This is a genomic window from Pseudomonas sp. HLMP, assembly GCF_046365545.1.
GTDB classification, from domain to species: Bacteria; Pseudomonadota; Gammaproteobacteria; order Pseudomonadales; family Pseudomonadaceae; genus Aquipseudomonas; species Aquipseudomonas guariconensis_B.
In genome coordinates, this window is the sequence record NZ_JBDLLR010000001.1 from 4,854,782 (window position 1) to 4,872,166 (window position 17,385).

General features: G+C 66.6%; 13 protein-coding genes. 8 read left to right on the forward strand and 5 right to left on the reverse strand.

The window, feature by feature from the left end:
- Nucleotides 1–23: 23 nt before the first annotated feature.
- Nucleotides 24–2,768, forward strand: coding sequence for a cation-transporting P-type ATPase (locus tag ABFA30_RS22515; RefSeq protein WP_410045968.1), 2,745 nt, complete (start codon nt 24–26; stop codon nt 2,766–2,768).
- 145 nt (nt 2,769–2,913) lie between these two features.
- Here the strand turns inward: ABFA30_RS22515 and ABFA30_RS22520 are convergent, their stop codons facing one another.
- Both ABFA30_RS22520 and ABFA30_RS22525 read right to left on the reverse strand, forming a co-directional pair.
- Nucleotides 2,914–3,663 (reverse strand): cache domain-containing protein, encoded by a 750-nt coding sequence (locus tag ABFA30_RS22520; RefSeq protein WP_253101409.1) that lies wholly within the window; start codon nt 3,661–3,663, stop codon nt 2,914–2,916.
- A 109-nt stretch (nt 3,664–3,772) separates the two neighbouring features.
- The gene (locus ABFA30_RS22525; RefSeq protein WP_253080152.1) at nt 3,773–4,525 is read right to left on the reverse strand and encodes a FadR/GntR family transcriptional regulator; all 753 of its coding nucleotides are present in this window, start codon (nt 4,523–4,525) and stop codon (nt 3,773–3,775) included.
- A 262-nt stretch (nt 4,526–4,787) separates the two neighbouring features.
- Between ABFA30_RS22525 and ABFA30_RS22530 the strand changes: the two genes are divergently transcribed.
- The 5 genes from ABFA30_RS22530 (at nt 4,788) to ABFA30_RS22550 (ending at nt 10,360) form a co-directional block, all read left to right on the forward strand.
- The gene (locus tag ABFA30_RS22530) at nt 4,788–6,212 is read left to right on the forward strand and encodes a gamma-aminobutyraldehyde dehydrogenase (protein WP_410045969.1); all 1,425 of its coding nucleotides are present in this window, start codon (nt 4,788–4,790) and stop codon (nt 6,210–6,212) included.
- Between the two features lie 235 nt (nt 6,213–6,447).
- On the forward strand, nt 6,448–7,053 hold the full coding sequence (locus ABFA30_RS22535) for a dimethylamine monooxygenase subunit DmmA family protein (protein WP_225787892.1): 606 nt from the start codon (nt 6,448–6,450) through the stop codon (nt 7,051–7,053).
- Nucleotides 7,050–8,018, forward strand: coding sequence for a PDR/VanB family oxidoreductase (locus ABFA30_RS22540; protein ID WP_253080153.1), 969 nt, complete (start codon nt 7,050–7,052; stop codon nt 8,016–8,018). The genes ABFA30_RS22535 and ABFA30_RS22540 overlap by 4 nt, the downstream gene beginning before the upstream one ends.
- Before the next feature lie 17 nt (nt 8,019–8,035).
- Nucleotides 8,036–9,082, forward strand: coding sequence for a heme-dependent oxidative N-demethylase family protein (locus ABFA30_RS22545; RefSeq protein WP_253080154.1), 1,047 nt, complete (start codon nt 8,036–8,038; stop codon nt 9,080–9,082).
- A 69-nt stretch (nt 9,083–9,151) separates the two neighbouring features.
- Complete coding sequence (locus tag ABFA30_RS22550; RefSeq protein ID WP_410045970.1) at nt 9,152–10,360, forward strand: MFS transporter; 1,209 nt, start codon at nt 9,152–9,154, stop codon at nt 10,358–10,360.
- Nucleotides 10,361–10,465: 105 nt separating this feature from the next.
- Here ABFA30_RS22550 and ABFA30_RS22555 read toward each other — a convergent pair whose 3' ends face one another.
- Both ABFA30_RS22555 and ABFA30_RS22560 read right to left on the reverse strand, forming a co-directional pair.
- Nucleotides 10,466–11,608: a glycerate kinase gene (locus ABFA30_RS22555; protein ID WP_410045971.1), complete on the reverse strand. Its 1,143-nt coding sequence runs from the start codon at nt 11,606–11,608 to the stop codon at nt 10,466–10,468.
- A gap of 168 nt (nt 11,609–11,776) precedes the next feature.
- Nucleotides 11,777–12,874: a sugar diacid recognition domain-containing protein gene (locus ABFA30_RS22560; protein ID WP_253090825.1), complete on the reverse strand. Its 1,098-nt coding sequence runs from the start codon at nt 12,872–12,874 to the stop codon at nt 11,777–11,779.
- Between the two features lie 158 nt (nt 12,875–13,032).
- On the opposite strand from ABFA30_RS22560, the gene ABFA30_RS22565 reads away from it, so the two are divergent.
- Nucleotides 13,033–14,361, forward strand: coding sequence for an MFS transporter (locus ABFA30_RS22565; protein WP_225787898.1), 1,329 nt, complete (start codon nt 13,033–13,035; stop codon nt 14,359–14,361).
- A gap of 169 nt (nt 14,362–14,530) precedes the next feature.
- Complete coding sequence (locus tag ABFA30_RS22570) at nt 14,531–16,063, forward strand: FAD-dependent oxidoreductase (RefSeq protein WP_410045972.1); 1,533 nt, start codon at nt 14,531–14,533, stop codon at nt 16,061–16,063.
- Between the two features lie 24 nt (nt 16,064–16,087).
- Here ABFA30_RS22570 and ABFA30_RS22575 read toward each other — a convergent pair whose 3' ends face one another.
- The gene (locus ABFA30_RS22575; RefSeq protein ID WP_410045973.1) at nt 16,088–17,281 is read right to left on the reverse strand and encodes an MFS transporter; all 1,194 of its coding nucleotides are present in this window, start codon (nt 17,279–17,281) and stop codon (nt 16,088–16,090) included.
- Between the last annotated feature and the right edge of the window lie 104 nt (nt 17,282–17,385).

Genomic DNA, 17,385 nt, shown 5'->3' on the forward strand with positions numbered 1-17,385 from the left:
AAGCCCATAGAAGGCCCGAGCCTATGAATCTTCCCTCCTCCGATCCCTGCGCAGCCCACGCTACCCCTGCCTGGCAGGCACTCTCGGTCGCGGAGGTCGAGCAGATGCTGCGCACCGGGCCGGAGGGCTTGCAGGACGTCGAGGTCGCCAGGCGCCTGGAGCTGTACGGGCCCAACCGGCTGCTGCCACCCAAGCGCCGCGGGCCATTGCTGCGCTTGCTGGCGCAATTCCACAATGTTTTGCTGTACGTCATGATCGCTGCGGCGGTGATCACCGCCTTGCTCGAGCACTGGGTCGATACCTGCGTCCTGCTCGCCGCGGTAGTGATCAACGCCATCATCGGCTTCATCCAGGAAGGCAAGGCGGAAAGCGCCCTGCAGGCGATCAGGGCGATGCTCGCGCCGCATGCGATGGTGATTCGCAACGGCATCCCCCAAGAGATCGATGCCGCCGAGCTGGTGCCGGGCGACCTGGTCGTACTGGCCTCCGGCGACCGGGTGCCCGCCGACCTGCGCCTGGTGGCGGTCAAGGAACTGCGCGTCGAGGAAGCCGCGCTGACGGGCGAGTCCCTGCCGGTGGAGAAGGACGCCGAGGTGGCCCAGGCCGACGCGCCACTGGGCGACCGCCACGGCATGGCCTATTCGGGCACCGTGGTGGTGTACGGCCAGGCCAGGGGGATCGTCGTCGGCACCGGCGCGGCGACGGAGCTGGGCCGGATCAACCAGATGCTCGCCGACATCCGCGGCCTGGCCACCCCGCTGCTACGCAAGGTCGATCGCTTCGGGCGCGTGCTGGCCGTGACCATCCTGGCCATCTCCGCCGCGACCTTCGTCATCGGCACGCTATGGCGCGGCCATCCACCGGCGGAAATGTTCATGATGGTCGTGGCGCTGGCGGCTTCGGCGATCCCCGAGGGCCTGCCGGCGATCATGACCGTGACGCTCGCCCTCGGGGTACAGCGCATGGCCCGGCGCAAGGCGATCATCCGCCACCTGCCGGCCGTGGAAACCCTGGGCTCGGTGACCGTGATCTGTTCCGACAAGACCGGCACGCTGACCCGCAACGAGATGACCGTGCAGCGCGTCGTGTGCGCCGGCCACGTGTTCGATGTCGGCGGCGTGGGCTATGCCCCGGTCGGCGATTGCAGCATCGATGGGCGCATCGTCGATCCTGGCGCTTACCCGGCCCTGGGCCTGGCGATCCGCGCCGGGGTGCTGTGCAACGACGCCCACCTGCGCAATGAAGACGACTGCTGGCGGGTCGAGGGCGACCCCACCGAAGGCGCCCTGCTGGTGCTCGGCGGCAAGACCGGCTTCGAGCCCTCGGCCTGGACCCGCCTGGATTCCATTCCCTTCGAATCGCAGCACCGCTTCATGGCCACCCACCACCTCGACGGCGAGGGCCACTCCTGGATCTTCGTCAAAGGCGCCCCGGAGCGCATCCTCGAGATGTGTCACCGGCAACGCGACCACGATGGCGAGCACCCGCTGGATGTCGACTACTGGCGGCGCATGACCACCGACACGGCGGCCCAGGGCCTGCGTCTGCTGGCCCTGGCCTGCAAACGCTCGGCGCCGCAGGAGGGCAGCCTGGGCCACCAGGACATGGCCTCGGGGTACACGTTGCTGGCCCTGGTCGGGATCGTCGACCCACCGCGCGAGGAGGCGATCAGGGCAGTCGGCGAATGCCACCACGCCGGTATCCGGGTGAAGATGATCACCGGCGATCATGCCGAAACCGCCCGAGCCATCGGTGCCCAGCTGGCCATCGGCGTCGGCAAGCCCACCCTCACCGGCGCCGAAGTGGCGATGATGAGCGACGAAACCTTGCGCCAGGTCGTGACGGAGGTGGACGTGTTCGCGCGCGCCAGCCCCGAGCACAAGCTGCGCCTGGTGAACGCGCTGCAGGACAACGGCCAGATCGTCGCCATGACCGGCGACGGGGTGAACGATGCGCCTGCGCTCAAGCGCGCGGATGTCGGCATCGCCATGGGCCTGAAGGGCTCCGAGGCGGCCAAGGAGGCCGCCGACATGGTGCTGGCCGACGACAACTTCGCCACCCTCGCCACGGCCGTGCGCGAGGGCCGGGCAGTCTACGACAACCTGAAGAAATTCATCCTGTTCATGCTGCCCACCAATGGCGGCGAAGCGCTGGTGGTGATCGCCGCCATCCTGTTCGAACTCGCCCTGCCGCTGACGCCCGCGCAGGTGCTGTGGATCAACATGGTCACCTCCAGCACGCTGGGGCTGGCCCTGGCCTTCGAGCCGGCCGAGCGGGACATCATGACCCGCCCGCCGCGCGCGCCCAGGGAGCCTTTGCTGTCGGGGTTCTTCGTGTGGCGGATCCTGATGGTCTCGGTGCTGATGATGTGCGGGGCGATGGGGCTTTTCCTCTGGCAGATGAGCGAAGGCGCCAGCGTCGAGACCGCCCGCACCATGGCGGTCAATGCCGTGGTCGTCGCGGAAATGTTCTACCTGGTCAATACCCGTGCCCTGATCGCGCCGGTCACCAACCGCGAAGGCCTGCTCGGCAACCCTTACCTGCTGCTGGCCATCGCAGCCTGCGTGCCGTTGCAGCTGTTCTTCACCCATGCGCCGGTCATGCAGGAGATCTTCGGCTCTACCGACCTGACGCTGCTGGAATGGGGGAAAGTCATGGGCGCCGGGTTGCTCGTGTACCTCGTCGTGGAGCTCGAGAAGTCCATGATCCGCCGCACCCGCCTGGCGGCGAGGCTGGCCATGGCGGCGTACGATCCGCCGGGGCGCTAGGGGTACAGTCAGTTAAAGCTGTTTAGCCGACATTCGAGGCCGCTTCGCGCCCCATCGCCGGCAAGCCGTCCCCCACAGGGCTCCGCGTCAACCTAAGACTGGGTGATCTCCCGCTGGGGGGGGGGGCGACAAAACCACTCGATGCTCACACCACCTTGCGCAACGCCGGCAACCGGACCAGCGACCACCCCGCCTCGGATTCCGCCAACGCCAGGCGAATCCCGTCCAGGGGCATGGTGTTCAACAGCGTCAGGGCCAGGTCGCCGACCATCCAGTTGGCGGTGTTGGACGCAATCACCCGGCCATCGGCGGAAATCAGCACGGCCTCGTGTTCCAGGCGCATCAGGCTGCGCACCAGCAGGCGCTCGACGTTGTGCAGCGACAGGTCCAGCCCGGCCACGCCGATGAAGCGGCCCTGCACCAGAATCGGCATGGTGAACGTCAGCACGTACATGTTGGTGCCGTAGAGGTCCACGTAGGGCCCCTCCACCACGCTCTTGCCGGTGTCGCGCGGCCGGCTGTACCAGGGCATCGCGGTGTAGTCGTAGTAGTTTTCCCGGCGCCGGTCGAAGTTGGGCCGCAGCGGGAGGGTCTTGCCGGCATCGGCCAGGTACCACCACTCCAGGTGCATCTCCCGGTCGGCCAGGCAATTGGGTTCCACGATGATCCCGCCGCCACAGCCAAAGGCACCGGTGACCAGCAACTGCCGGTCGATCGCCGGCCGCAGGGAGGCCAGGTCCCTGGCGGCCGGCTGGCGCCCCTCGGCCAGGACACGCTCCCAAAGCTCGCGGGTTTCCTCCACCAACTGGCGGACCTGGCTGAAGATGGTCTCCAGCGTGCTGTCCAACTGCTGGGCGCAGGCGGCCAGGGGGTCGTTGTCGCTCAGGGCAAACATGGTATTACCTCACGCAGGTTCGGCTTTCTTGTTATGGGTCGCCTCGGGTCAAGGCATTGTGACGCAATTACCACGCCAGGCCTGGCGCGCTGCTTCCGGTCGGCGGCGTTCAGCCCCCGTGCGCCTCGGCCAGCAACTCCAGGCGCAGGCTGATCAGGCGCTTGATGCCGCGGCTCACATGCGCCTCGGCCAGTGCCCCGGCCAACACCGCATCGCCCGCCACCAGCGCCTGCAGGATCGCCCGGTGCTCCTGCTCCACCACCGTCACATCGCCACCGCCGGCCGCCTCCATCCACAGCAGCTCGCCCACCTCCGACTGCAGGCGCATCTCGGCGTTGGTCAGGCGCAGCGACTGGGCGGCGGCGGCCACCTCGATGTGGAAGCGTGCATCGGCCCGATGGCGTGCCAACCGCGAGCCGGCCTGGCTGAGCATGTCGATGTGCTGGGCGATGCGCGCGTGCTGCTCGGGCGAACTGCGCTTGGCCGCAAGGCGCGCAGCGGTGCCCGAGATGGCGGTCTGTTCGTCGCCCAGGTCACGCAGGTCCGGGCCGCTCATGTCGCGCAGGCGCTGCAACAGCAGCGCCTCGGGCAGCTCCACCGGCGCGCAGACGAAACTGCCGCCGTTGCGGCCGCGGCGCGTTTCGATCAGCCCCCGCTGGCGCAGCACCACCAAGGCCTCGCGCAGCGTGACGGTGGCGACCCCGAGCTGCAGGGCCAATTCCGATTCGCTGGGCAGTTGCTGCCCTTCGGCAAACAACCCGAGCTCGATGGCTTCCATCAACTTGCGCGCCACTTCATCGGTACGCCCTTCCTGGCGCAACCGGATGAATGCGGTATTACGAGCAGTATTCAGGGCAGTCATTGCCTCTCCCTATCGAGCATTGCCTGGCGTGGCGCGAGCCTCGGCCAAAAGGTTCAGTTCCGTATCTTATAACCAAGCGCAAGGCCTCCGATACCGATTGATCGCCCATTCTACCTCTCGACAAGGCGTTTCAGGGTACTGTTGGCAACCTTCTAAATTTAAGATATGGTTTCATATGTTTACAGCGTCGACAGGCCACCGTGGCTTCTGCTGTGCCTGCGTCCAGCGATTTCCACCAACAAGACCGACCAAGGAATACGCCATGCAAACCAAACTCCTGATCAACGGCCAGTTGGTCGATGGGCAAGGCAGCCCCTATCCCGTGTACAACCCCGCCGAGGGCACGGTGCTGGTGACCATCCCCGAGGCCAGCGGCGCCCAGGTCGATGCTGCCGTGCAGGCGGCCGACCAGGCGTTCGACAGCTGGTCGCAGACCCCGCCCAAGGATCGCGCGCTGCTACTGCTCAAGCTGGCCGAGCGTATCGAGGCCGAGGCCGAGCTGCTGGCCCGCCTGGAGTCGCAGAACTGCGGCAAGCCCTACCAGGCCGCCCTGAACGACGAGATCCCGGCCATCGCCGACGTTTTCCGCTTCTTCGCCGGCGCCAGCCGCTGCCTGTCGGGGTCCGCCGCTGGCGAATACCTGCCCGGGCATACCTCGATGATCCGCCGTGACCCCCTCGGCGTGGTCGCCTCCATCGCGCCGTGGAACTACCCGCTGATGATGGTCGCCTGGAAGCTCGCCCCTGCCCTGGCTGCCGGCAACTGCGTGGTGCTCAAGCCCTCCGAGCAGACCCCGCTCACCGCCCTGGCGCTGGCCCGGATCATGGCCGAGCTGTTCCCCGCCGGCGTCGTCAACATTCTCTTCGGCCGCGGTCCGAGCGTGGGCGAGCCGCTGGTCAACCATCCCAAGGTTCGCCTGGTGTCCCTCACCGGCTCCGTCGCCACCGGCGCACGCATCATCTCCAGCACCGCCAGCAGCGTGAAGCGCACCCATATGGAGCTGGGCGGCAAGGCCCCGGTGTTGATCTTCGATGACGCCGACATCGACGCAGCCGTCGAGGGCATCCGCGCCTTCGGCTTCTACAACGCCGGCCAGGACTGCACCGCCGCCTGCCGCCTGTACGTCCAGCAAGGCGTCTACGACCGCTTCGTCAGCAAGCTTGGCGAAGCGGTGGCGAGCTTGCGCATGGGCCTGCAGGACGACCCACAGACCGAACTGGGGCCATTGATCACCCGCGACCACCTGGAGCGCGTCGAAGGCTTCGTCGAGCGCGCCAAGGCCCAGCCACACATCCGCGTGGTCACCGGTGGCAAGCGTGTCGACGGGCCGGGTTTCTTCTTCGAGCCGACGGTGCTGGCCGACGCCCGCCAGGACGACGAGATCGTCCAGCGCGAAGTCTTCGGCCCAGTGGTCAGCATCACCCCCTTCAGCGACGAAGCGCAGGCGCTGGCCTATGCCAACGACTCCGACTACGGCCTGGCCTCTTCGGTGTGGACCCGCGACCTCGGCCGCGCCAGCCGCCTGGCCGCGCGCCTGCAGTACGGCTGCACCTGGGTCAACACGCACTTCATGCTGGTCAGCGAAATGCCCCACGGCGGCATGAAGCAGTCGGGCTACGGCAAGGACATGTCCATGTACGGCCTGGAAGACTACACCTGCGTGCGCCACGTCATGTTCAAGCACTGAGCACCTGCGCGGCGCACCCGAAAAGTGCGCCGCGCGCCCTGACGAGGCATCGCCAGCGATGCCTTCCCGAGTAGCAACCTGATGAAAAACGCCCAGCATGGGCCTTCGACATAAAACATATAAAACAATAGGTAATATGGCATGAGTTCTGCTTTCTCTCCTGCCTGAGCCCGAAACCAGCCGTCATCGTTACTTTCCGGCACAGCCGGGGTAATGGCTTACGAGGTGTGTCACCATGCTTATCACTGGCATCAAGAGCCGTCCGGTCTACGACCGGCTGCACCCCATGGCAGGTGGCCTGCGCCACTTGATCGCGGGCCAGGGCAGCGGCGGCGCGGCCATGCTGCGCCTGATCGCGGACATGTCGCCTGCGCAACGCCGCGACAGCACCCTGCTCTACTCCACCGAGTCCTTCTCTGGGCACAACCACCTGCAGGCCTTGCAAGCGGCGCAGGTGGGCGAACTCGAAGCGTTCAGCAGCAACCAGGCCTTGATCGAGGCCCTGCGCGACAGGCTCAGCGACGCCTACATGGGCACGCGCCTGTACCTCAGTGGCTCGGAAAGCTTCATCGGTACCGCCATGCAAGCGGCCAATGCCGTCGACCTGAATCGCGACGAAGTGCTTCGCGAACACAGCGGTACCCTGGTACGCCGCGTGTGGTGCGCCCATTGCGACACCTACACCGAGAACGTCACCCAGCGCGTGTTCACCTGCCCCGGTTGCCAGCTCAACCTGGTGGTGCGCGACCACTATTCCCGCCGCCTGGCCGCCTTCCAGGGCATCAAGGCCGATGGCGAAGTCCCAGGCGAACTGCCACCTGCCGAGGAGCTCGACACATGAATACCCATAACGGCACCCTGAGCGTGCGTGTTGCCCGGATCGAGCAGATGACGCCAGAGATCAAGCGTTTCACCCTGACCTCTCCCGACGGCAAGCATCTGCCTGCCTTCTCTGGCGGCAGCCATGTGGTGGTGGTCCTCGAGGATGGCGACAAGACCCACCGCAACGCCTACTCGCTGATGAGCTCGCCCTATGACTCCAGCGCCTACCAGATCGCCGTGCGCCGAGTCAGCGACGGCCGTGGCGGCTCGCGCCACCTGCACGACAAGGTCAGCGAAGGCGACCTGTTGCAGATCCTGCAGCCGGCCAACCTGTTCCCGCTGGCCAAGCATGCCCGCCAGCACCTGTTCATCGCCGGAGGCGTGGGCATCACACCGGTGTATTCGCAACTCGAAGAGCTGCAGTCCAAGCAGTCCACCTTCGAGCTGCACCTGGCCGTGCGCGGCCCCGAGCACACCGCCCTGGGCCTGGAGCTGCAAGCCCGGTACGGCGAGCGGGTGCACCTCTACGTGCAAGGCCAGGACGCGCGCATGGACATCCGCCGCATCCTCCAGGCCCGGCCGTTGGGCAGCCATGTCTATGTCTGCGGCCCGGACAGCATGATCGACGACACCCTCGACAGCGCCCGCGCCCTGGGCTGGACCGACAGCCACATCCACTACGAACGCTTCGTCGAGCAAGGCTCCAGCGGCCAACCGTTCAGCGTCACCCTGGCGCGCCAGGGCGTGACCATCGAGGTACCCGCCGAACAGTCACTGCTCGAAGCCGCCGAACAAGCCGGCTACAAGCTGCCCTACCTGTGCCGGGGCGGCGCCTGTGGCTATTGCGAGGCCGAAGTACTGGAAGTCGATGGCGAACTCGACCATCGCGATGACTGGCTCAGCGAGGAAGACAAGCTGAGCAAGCGCAAATTCATGCCTTGCGTATCACGTGCCAACTGCAGCCGCCTGGTCGTAGACCTCTGAGACAGGAAAACAACAAGATGACCGTATTCAAGCCAATCGAAACCTACGCCGACGCCGGCGGCGAGCACACCTACAGCAACAGCCGCGAGGCGGTGCTGCGCCTGCCCTTCCCGTACCCGGAAGACCAGTACATGTACTCGATGAACGTCGAACCCCATGTGCCCTTCGGCAACGGTGCCCTGCGCGCCCAGTTCGACATCGACGAGCACTACATCTCCGAGTGCCACCACCGTGCGCAGACCCTCGACAGCCAGCCGGGCGTGCACTACGCCGCCCTGCCGCACATGATGGAAGCCCAGTGGGACCTGCTGGAATTGCTGATGGAGTCCTACTCCCGCGACTTCCCCGAGCATTTCACCCTGGAGAAGAAAGGCAGCCAGTGGCGCTGGATCAACCGCCCGCTGCAGATCGACGACACCTTCACCTTCGGCGATGCCAGCACCTTGCCGATGGAGCCGATGGAGTACATCACTCGCCAGGCCCAAGGCGAGTTCATCCTGCTCGAAGAGCGTGACGAGACCCTGGTGATGGGCGCCGGCATGGCCACCCAGCGTGCGGATTACTCGCTGCGCTTCAACCTCGGCATGAGCTTCATGGAGTTCCACGGCCCGGTGCCCAAGCTGCATGAGATGGGTATCCTGCAGCGCGCCCTGAAGTTCCTGCTGCGCCTGCGCCCGGGGCACCCGGTGCGCCGCACCAACTGGTCGATCACCGTCAACCCGCGCCTGGAAACCTCCGCCGAGACCCTGCCGGACTGGGCGCCCGACCGCACCATCGTCACCCCGGAGAACGCCGGCGAACTGGTCAACCTGCGCATCGAGCTGCAGCCCCTGCACCGCCTGCCGCGCAGCAATGCGGTGCTGTTCCCGGTGCGGACCTATCTGGTCAGCCTCAAGCAACTGGCCGAGTTCGCCCCGCAGTGGGCCAAGCGCATGCACCGGGTGATCCGCGACCTGGACCAGGAGCTGGTCGACTACAAGGGTTTCACCCGCTACCGCGACGCCATGGTCGCCTGGCTGTCGCAATACGATGACGGCACTCCGGTCGACGAGAACCTGCAGTAGTTCCACCCCACAGCGCGCCGCTACCGGCGCGCTTCCTTCCTTGATGTGCTTGCCTCCCAGGGTTCACCCATGAAAACAACAATACGCAATGTCTTGCCCGAGAGCTGGAGCCTGGTGTTCTCCGCCGCAGGTTCGGCCTATGGTGTCGGCCTGCTCGGCCTGTGGGCCTTGCCCTTCCTGATCAGCGCCATCATCAACGACCTGCAGCTCAACGAGGCCCAGGCCGGGCTGTTGATGTCCGCGGAGTTCGGCTTCACCATGCTCGCCTCGCTGCTGGTCGCGCCCTTCATGGGGCGTGCGCCACGGCGCACCCTGGCCCTGCTCGGGACCTTGCTGGCCATCGCCGCCAACCTGGTCAGCGTCCACATCGAGAGCATCCAGGCCCTGGCCGCGGTACGCTGCATCGCTGGCCTCGGCGCGGGCCTGGCCCTGGCCTGCGGCAACGCCGCGGTGTCCAGCGCGCGGCATCCGGACCGCATCGCCGGGCACATGAACGTGCTGTCGGTGCTGCTGATGATCGTGGTGATGCTGGGTTATGCCAAGGTCATGGCGCTGTTCGGCCTCTCGGGGCTGTACTACGCGATGGCCGCGACCATGGCGGTGATGCTCCCGGCCATTGCGGCGCTGGAGCAGCGTGCAGCGACCGTCGCCCCCGCGCCGGCGGCCCCTGGGGCGAGCAAAGGTGCGGGCAACATCCTGCTGAGCCTGCCGGCGATCTGCATGATGCTGGCGATGTTCGTGTTCCAGGCCCGCGACACCATGGGCTGGGCCTTCGTCGAGCGTATCGGCACCCTGGTCGGCTACAGTGGCGACGAACTGGGCGTGTTGCTGTCGGTCCAGTCCGTGGTCGGCCTGATCGGCCCGCTGATCGCGGCGATGGTCGGCAAGCGCTTCGGCATGAGCACCCCGGTGATCCTGGCCATCCTCCTGACCGGCGGCACCAGCCTGAGCTACGTGCTGGGCGAGCACTCCAAGGCCCTGTACACGGCGGGCGTGATGACCATCTGCGTCACCTACTTCTACGCCCTGAGCTACCTCACCGGCCTGGCGGCGGCGCTGGACCGCGAAGGCCGCGTCGTGGCGGCGGCCAGCAGCTTCCTGAGCCTGGGGCTGGCGGTGGGGCCGGCGATTTCCGGCGGGCTGATTTCCCTGGGTGGTTTCACCTTGGCAGCCTGGGGGATTGGCGTCACCGTGGTGCTGACCTTGCTGCTGGTGACCGTGCCGTTGGCCAGCATTCGCCGCGAGCATACGGCCTACACGCCAGTGGCGGCGCTCTAGCCAGCGGGCATCGGCCCTTGTCCTCGGATAAGGGCCATTGATCTGACCGAACACCGGTGGTGTCAGGACCTGTCTATTCGCCGCGGACCGAACCCAGCAACCGACTCAACGCCCCCGCCCAGCCACCTGCCACAGTCGGGCGATATCCCGGGCGCGTGCCTCGAGCAAATCCCCGGCTTCGGCACAGGCCTGCTCCAGGCTCATCGGCCCGCTGGTCAACGCGAAGGCGGCATCGACACCGTGGTCATAGAGCTGCTGGTAACCCGCCCCAAGCGTACCGGCGAGCACCACCACCGGCACGCCATGACACTTGGCGACCCGCGCCACACCCATGGGCGTCTTGCCGCGCAGGGTCTGGGCATCGAAACGCCCTTCGCCGGTGATCACCAGGTCGGCGTCCCGCACCAGGGCATCGAGGCCCGCCAGCTCGGCCACCACCTCGACCCCAGGGCGAAAGCGCGCGTCCATGAACGCCTTGGCGGCGAAGCCCATGCCGCCCGCCGCGCCACAACCAGGGAAATCGCGCACGTCTTCGCCCAGCAGGCGGGCGCAATGGTCGGCGAAATGGCCCAAGGCCCGGTCCAGGGCCTGCACCTGCGCGGGGCTGGCCCCCTTCTGCGGGCCGAACACCGCCGAAGCGCCATGGGGGCCGCACAAGGGGTTGTCGACATCGGCCGCCACCTCCACCTGCACCTCGGCCAGGCGAGGGTCGAGGCCGCTGGCGTCGAGGCGCGCCAGCCTTTCCAGGGCCAGGCCACCCTCCTCCAGCGGCTGCCCGTCGGCGTCCAGCAGGCGCAGGCCCAGGGCGCGCAGCATGCCGGCACCGCCATCGTTGGTAGCACTGCCGCCGATGGCCAGGACGATGCGCTGCGCGCCGGCCGCCAAGGCGGCGGCGACCAGCTCGCCGGTGCCCCAGGTGCTGCTGCGGCAGGCATCGCGCTGGCCGAGCGGGACCCGTTGCAGGCCGCTGGCCTGGGCCATCTCGATGATCGCCGTGCGGCTCTCAGGCAGCCAGCCCCAGCCGGCATCCACGGCCTGCCCCAACGGCCCGCGTACTACCTGGTGGCGCAACTGGCCATGGCTGGCGGCCAGGATCGCCTCCATGGTGCCCTCGCCGCCGTCGGCCATCGGGCATTCGACCAGTTGCGCACCCGGCCAGATCTCGGCCAGGCCTTTGCCGATGGCCCGGGCGACACCGGCGGCATCGAGGCTGTCCTTGAACGAATCGGGGGCGATGACGACTTTCATGGGGATTCTCCTGATCCAGATGACCCGCATGCTGACAGCTGCGCGGCGATGCGGCCTCGGTCGGATGCACAAAGACGCGACGGCATTGTTTGGGCAAATGCCTTTGCACCGCGCAGGCCGCTTCGCGGCGGTTCAGCGCGCATGGCATGGGCCAACCCTGCCAACACCTCACTGCGCCGGCAGCAACTGCAACCCCAGGTAAAGGCTCAGCAAACCTTCCAGCCGCAAAGGGTCCACCTCCGCCACTTCGGCGATCCGCTCCAGCCGATACCTCAGGCTGTTGCGGTGGATCCCCAGGGCATCGGCGCACGCCTGGCTCTGCCCATCATGGGCGCACCAGGCACGCAGGGTAGCCAGCAGTTGCCCGCTGGCATCCTTGGCGCGGATGCGCTGCAGCGGCTCGAGCAATTCATCCAGGGCATCGTCGTTGCGATGTCGCCAGAGCAATGTCGGCAATCGGTAGCGGGCAAGGCTCAGCAGGCGTTCGCCCGGCACCACCTCGCGGCCGTAGGCCAGCAGGTCGCGTACCCGCCGGTACCCCCGGCGCAACTGCTCAAGGCTCTGCGCCGGGTTGCCCAGGGCCAGGCGCTGCACCTGCCAGCCATGGCGCTGCAGGCGCTCCAGCAGGCGCGGCTCGTCCAGCGCCACGGCCGCCGGGCGGCACCACAGCAGCGACTGCCGCGCAGGGCTCACGCACCAGCTGTCGGGGTAGCGGCTCATCAACCAGCCGGACAGCGCCTCGGCCGACGACCCGGCGTCGAGTTCGAACAGGCATGGCACCCGCGCCAACTGCGGCTTGAGGCCCAATTGCCGGGCTTCGTCGAGCAAGCGCGGGGAGTCGCCGCTGCCGCCGAGCAGCAGGGCCAGCAGGTCGTCGCAGCGCTGGCGCCGCCACTGCTGTTCCACCTGCAGGTGACGCTGGGCCAGAAGCATCTCGGCGGTCATGCGCACCAGTTCGCCATAGGTGCGCAATTGCTGCGGGTCGCCCGTCAGGCCCAGCACGCCGATCAGCCGGTCATCGAGCATCAGCGGCAGGTTGACGCCCGGCTGCACGCCCTTGAGGCACTTGGCCGCCTCGGCGTCCAGCTCGACGATCCGGCCGTTGGCCAGCACCAGTTGCGCGCCCTCGTGGCGGGTATTGATGCGCTCCGGCTCGCCGCTGCCCAGGATCAAGCCCTGGCTGTCCATGACGTTGACATTGCACGGCAGGATGGCCATCGCCCGATCGACGATGTCCTGCGCCAGGTCGTGGTCCAGTTCGAACATTCCAGGGTCCTTGCGGTGGTAGGCTTTGGTCCGCGGCACAGCAGCCCGTGCCCACGGCTGTGCAAAAGCACAAAGACAGCCGTGCCGCGCTCGCCGAGACTCGTCAGGGCCGGCGCCGCACACGGCACGGCGACAACCATAACAAAGAGATTCCGATCATGGCACACAGCCCTGCCCCTGACCAAGGCAAAGACCTCAGCCGCGACGCGCTGTACCGGCGCATCACCCTGCGGCTGATCCCGTTCATCTTCATCTGCTACCTGTTCAACTACCTGGACCGCGTCAACGTCGGCTTCGCCAAGCTGCAGATGCTCGACGCCCTGCAGTTCAGCGAAACCGTCTACGGCCTTGGCGCCGGTATCTTCTTCATCGGCTACGTGCTGTGCGGCCTGCCCAGCAACCTGGCACTCAACCGCTTCGGCCCGCGCCGCTGGATCGCGGTGATGATGATCGCCTGGGGCAGCCTGTCGACCTGCCTGCTGTTCGTCACCACACCCATGGAGTTCTATGTGCTGCGCCTGCTCACCGGCGCGGCGGAAGCCGGCTTCTTCCCCGGCGTGGTGCTGTACCTCTCGCGCTGGTTCCCGGCGGACCGCCGTGGCCGGATCATGGCCTTGTTCATGTCGGCGATCCCGGTCTCGGGCCTGCTCGGCGGGCCGTTCTCCGGCTGGATCCTCGAGCACTTCGCCGCCGGCCAGCATGGCCTGGCCGGCTGGCAGTGGATGTTCCTGATCCAGGGCCTGCCCACCGTCGCCCTGGGCATCCTCGCGGTGCTGCTGCTCAGCGACGGCTACCAGAAGGCCGCCTGGCTGAGCCCCGCCGAGCGCCAGGTGATCGAGGCCGACCTCAAGGCCGACGCCGCCACCAAGCCCACCACCCACAGCGACAGCGTGCTGGCCGTACTGACCAACCCGCTGATCTGGACCTTCGGCTTCGTCTACTTCTGCATCCAGAGCGGCGTGTACGCCATCAACTTCTGGCTGCCGTCGATCATCAAGAACCTGGGCTTCGACAATCCCTTGCTGATCGGCTGGCTGAGCGCCATCCCGTACCTGCTGGCCGGGGTGTTCATGATCGTCGTCGGGCGCTCGGCGGACCTGCGCAACGAGCGGCGCTGGCACCTCGTCGTGCCGATGCTGATGGGCGCCGTCGGCCTGCTGATCGCGGTGAACTTCGCGCAGAACCCGACCATCGCCCTGCTCGGCCTGTCGATCGCCACCATGGGCGCCCTCACCGGCCTGCCGATGTTCTGGCCGATGCCCACCGCCCTGCTCAGCGCCAGCGCCGCCGTGGCGGGCCTGGCGATCATCAACTCGGTCGGGCAGATGGCCGGTTTCCTCAGCCCGTACCTGGTCGGCTTCATCAAGGACCAGACCGGTTCGACCGATGCCGCGCTGTATTCGCTGGCGGCGCTGATCGTGCTCGGCAGCCTGGTCGCTCTGCGGGTATCCCGGGCTGGAGCGCTGGCGGCCGCGCGGGCCAGTTGAGCCGCGAGGAGGGACTGCCAAGACTTGCAGCCGCCATTTGGGGCCGCTTCGCGGCCCCAAGCACCAGAGCTACCGCTTGACCGAGGGCTCGCCTCCGATCGTCAGATCATTGCATCGCTGCACCGCCAAAGGCGTCAAATGAAGCTGAACGGTCCTATGGAGAGCTCCCATGACCCAGCACGCCGTGGCACGCCTCGAACAACTCGACGAACACCACCCCCTGCGCGTCCAGGCCGGCAGCGAGGAAGTCATCCTGGTCCGCCGGGGTGACCTGGTGCACGCCTACCAGGCCAACTGCCCCCACGCTGGCGCGCCCCTGGAAGAAGGCGCCGTATGCGGCGGCCTGCTGGTCTGCCCCTGGCACAAGGCCGCCTTCGGCCTCGACGAGGGCGCGGTCTGCGAGCCGCCGGCCCTGACGGGCCTGCGCCGCTACCCGACCCAAGTGAAGGATGGCGAGGTCTGGGTCGACGACCAGCCCTGCCCCGCGAGCGAACCACCCCGCCACAGCGATGCCCGCTGCTTCGTGGTGATCGGCGCCGGCGCCGCAGGCTCGGCGGCGGTGGCCACCCTGCTGGACCACGGTTTCGGCGGCCGCCTGGTGTGGATCGACCAGGAGCAACGGCCGGCCTACGACCGCACCGCCCTGAGCAAGTTCGTCATCGCCGGGCAGATGCCAGCCGATGAGGTGCCCGCGCTACTGGAGCCCGACGACCTGCACCGCGGCCAGCTACAACGCCTGCATGGCAAGGTGCGCGTGCTGGACACCGAGAAGCGCGAGGTCATCCTGGCCGACGGCCAGCGCCTGGCCTACGACGCCGCCCTGCTGGCCACCGGCGGCAAGCCCCGGCGCCCCGACCTGCCCGGCGTACAATTGCCCGGCATCTACGTACTGCGTTCCCGGGAAGACGCCGCGCACCTGCTCGATGCCGCCGAGCCGGGCCAGCCGGTGGTGATCGTCGGCGATGGTTTCATCGGCCTGGAGGCCGCCTCGGCGCTGCGCAAGTACGGCCTGCAGGTGCATGTGGTGACCCGTCACGAGATCCCCTTGGCCCGGCAGCTCGGCGAACGCATCGGCCGCACCCTGCGGGAACTGCACGAGCGCAAGGGCGTGGTGTTCCATGGCCCCACCGAGGTGGAACGCTTCGAAGGCCAGGACAAGATCGAAGCCGTGCAACTGGCCAACAGCGAGCGCCTGGAAACATCGCTGGTATTGCTCGGCACCGGCGTGCGGCCCGCCACATCGTTCGTCCAGGGCCTGCGCCTGGCCGAGGACCAGTCCTTGCAGGTCGACGCCCAGATGCACGCAGCCGAAGGCCTGTGGGCTGCCGGCGACATCGCCACCTTCCCCCTCGCCGGCCATCCAGTGCGCATCGAGCACTGGCGCCTGGCCCAGCAGCAAGGCGTGATCGCCGCCGCCAACATGCTCGGCGAACAGCGCCGCTACGACGATGTGCCCTTCTTCTGGACCTACCAGCACGGGCGCACCTATGAGGTGCTCGGGCATGGCCAGGGCTGGAACCGCATCGAGTACGTGGGCGAACCGGAGAAAGGCGACTTCATCGCCCTGCAGTGCCTCGACGACCAGGTCGAGGCGGTGATCGCCAAGGGCCACTCGCGGGCCATGGCGGTGCTGTCGCAGCGGATGAAAAGCCCGTTGAGCAGCCGGGAGGCGCGGGAGTTGATCGATACCTGGCCGGACTGAGGCCTGGCCCTCAAGAGCGTCCCCTCAGTCGCTGGTAACAACGCCCGCTTCATGCGCCAAGCGCCTCAACAACCAACCGCCGCCCATAGCTGTTGCGATGAACCCGACGGCCAAGCCGACCGGCAAGGTGTCTTCGACCACGGCCACAAGCGCACTGGCCAGTCCACCAATGGCGAACAACAGGGTGTTGCTGAGCGCAGCGCCTGCGCCAGCGAGCTCCGGGTGTAGATTCAGCGCACATGTTGTAGCGGCAGGCCGAGTGATGGTGGTGCCGACGGTACAGATGACCATGGGTAGCAGAATCCCCGTCACCGACAATCCTCCCAGAAGGAACCAACCCAGTAATACCACGCCCGCACAACCAATCAGCCCAAGCCCCAAAGCGACCTGTATGTGGGGAGCAACCTTTCCGTTTAGCGCATGGGCAATGAAGCCCCCCATGATATAAGCCGCGCCATAGCCGAGGAATACAGTAGAGAAGACATATTCGGACAGCGCCATCCTGTCCATGAACAGCAAGGGCGAAACGACGATGAAAGCGAAATGGCAAGCGAACGCCAATGCAGCGCATGTTGCAAAGATGAAAAAGTTCGAATCTCGCAACAGCTTCACATAGCTTCGGATCAGGCTCGTTGAAGAGCCGACGTTCGGCTGCTCTTCCAGCAACATCGCTGAAAGAACCACGACGATAGCCGCCAAGCCGATAAAAGCCTGAAAACTCCCAGCCCAGCCGAAGAATTGCTGCAACGCGCTTCCAATCAACGGAGACAGCGAAATGAACACTCCGCTGGCACTGGTCAGATAGATACGCAGGGTGTTGCGACGATGCCCTGTATAAATGTCCTGCACCAGAGCCTGGGTTAGCACGAAACACCCACAGCCTGCTGCCTGCAGTACACGAAAGGCCATGAATACCCAGTATTGATCAGCTGCGATACAACCTGCGGCACCTACCACAGCCAACAATAATCCCGCCAATAAAAGCCGCTTGCGGCCCATGCGATCCGACAGCGGGCCGATCAGGCTCTGCGAAACGGCTACGCCCACTGCGAAAAGGCTTACCGACCAGGCGATATCGGCAGTCTGCACAGAAAACTCACTGGCCAGCGCCGGAAAGGAAGGAAGGATTACGTCTAAAGGAAACACGCCCAGCAAGCTCATCAGGAGCAACAGGAAGATGAGAAGTCCACCTGCTGTCGAGAACGCGGGATCAGTCATGCTAAGGATTCTCCGATCAAGTCACCACAGGCCGTCTGACCTGTGCTGAAATAGCCCTCCGTCCAACTACCCTCTACAAGCCCTCCATCCCATGAGTCAGATGA

Excerpts from the sequence above, each read along its gene's own strand:
- ABFA30_RS22515 (WP_410045968.1), top strand. The coding sequence starts at position 24 with ATGAATCTTCCCTCCTCCGATCCCTGCGCAGCCCACGCTACCCCTGCC.
- ABFA30_RS22520 (WP_253101409.1), bottom strand. The coding sequence starts at position 3,663 with ATGTTTGCCCTGAGCGACAACGACCCCCTGGCCGCCTGCGCCCAGCAG.
- ABFA30_RS22525 (WP_253080152.1), bottom strand. The coding sequence starts at position 4,525 with ATGACTGCCCTGAATACTGCTCGTAATACCGCATTCATCCGGTTGCGC.
- ABFA30_RS22530 (WP_410045969.1), top strand. The coding sequence starts at position 4,788 with ATGCAAACCAAACTCCTGATCAACGGCCAGTTGGTCGATGGGCAAGGC.
- ABFA30_RS22535 (WP_225787892.1), top strand. The coding sequence starts at position 6,448 with ATGCTTATCACTGGCATCAAGAGCCGTCCGGTCTACGACCGGCTGCAC.
- ABFA30_RS22540 (WP_253080153.1), top strand. The coding sequence starts at position 7,050 with ATGAATACCCATAACGGCACCCTGAGCGTGCGTGTTGCCCGGATCGAG.
- ABFA30_RS22545 (WP_253080154.1), top strand. The coding sequence starts at position 8,036 with ATGACCGTATTCAAGCCAATCGAAACCTACGCCGACGCCGGCGGCGAG.
- ABFA30_RS22550 (WP_410045970.1), top strand. The coding sequence starts at position 9,152 with ATGAAAACAACAATACGCAATGTCTTGCCCGAGAGCTGGAGCCTGGTG.
- ABFA30_RS22555 (WP_410045971.1), bottom strand. The coding sequence starts at position 11,608 with ATGAAAGTCGTCATCGCCCCCGATTCGTTCAAGGACAGCCTCGATGCC.
- ABFA30_RS22560 (WP_253090825.1), bottom strand. The coding sequence starts at position 12,874 with ATGTTCGAACTGGACCACGACCTGGCGCAGGACATCGTCGATCGGGCG.
- ABFA30_RS22565 (WP_225787898.1), top strand. The coding sequence starts at position 13,033 with ATGGCACACAGCCCTGCCCCTGACCAAGGCAAAGACCTCAGCCGCGAC.
- ABFA30_RS22570 (WP_410045972.1), top strand. The coding sequence starts at position 14,531 with ATGACCCAGCACGCCGTGGCACGCCTCGAACAACTCGACGAACACCAC.
- ABFA30_RS22575 (WP_410045973.1), bottom strand. The coding sequence starts at position 17,281 with ATGACTGATCCCGCGTTCTCGACAGCAGGTGGACTTCTCATCTTCCTG.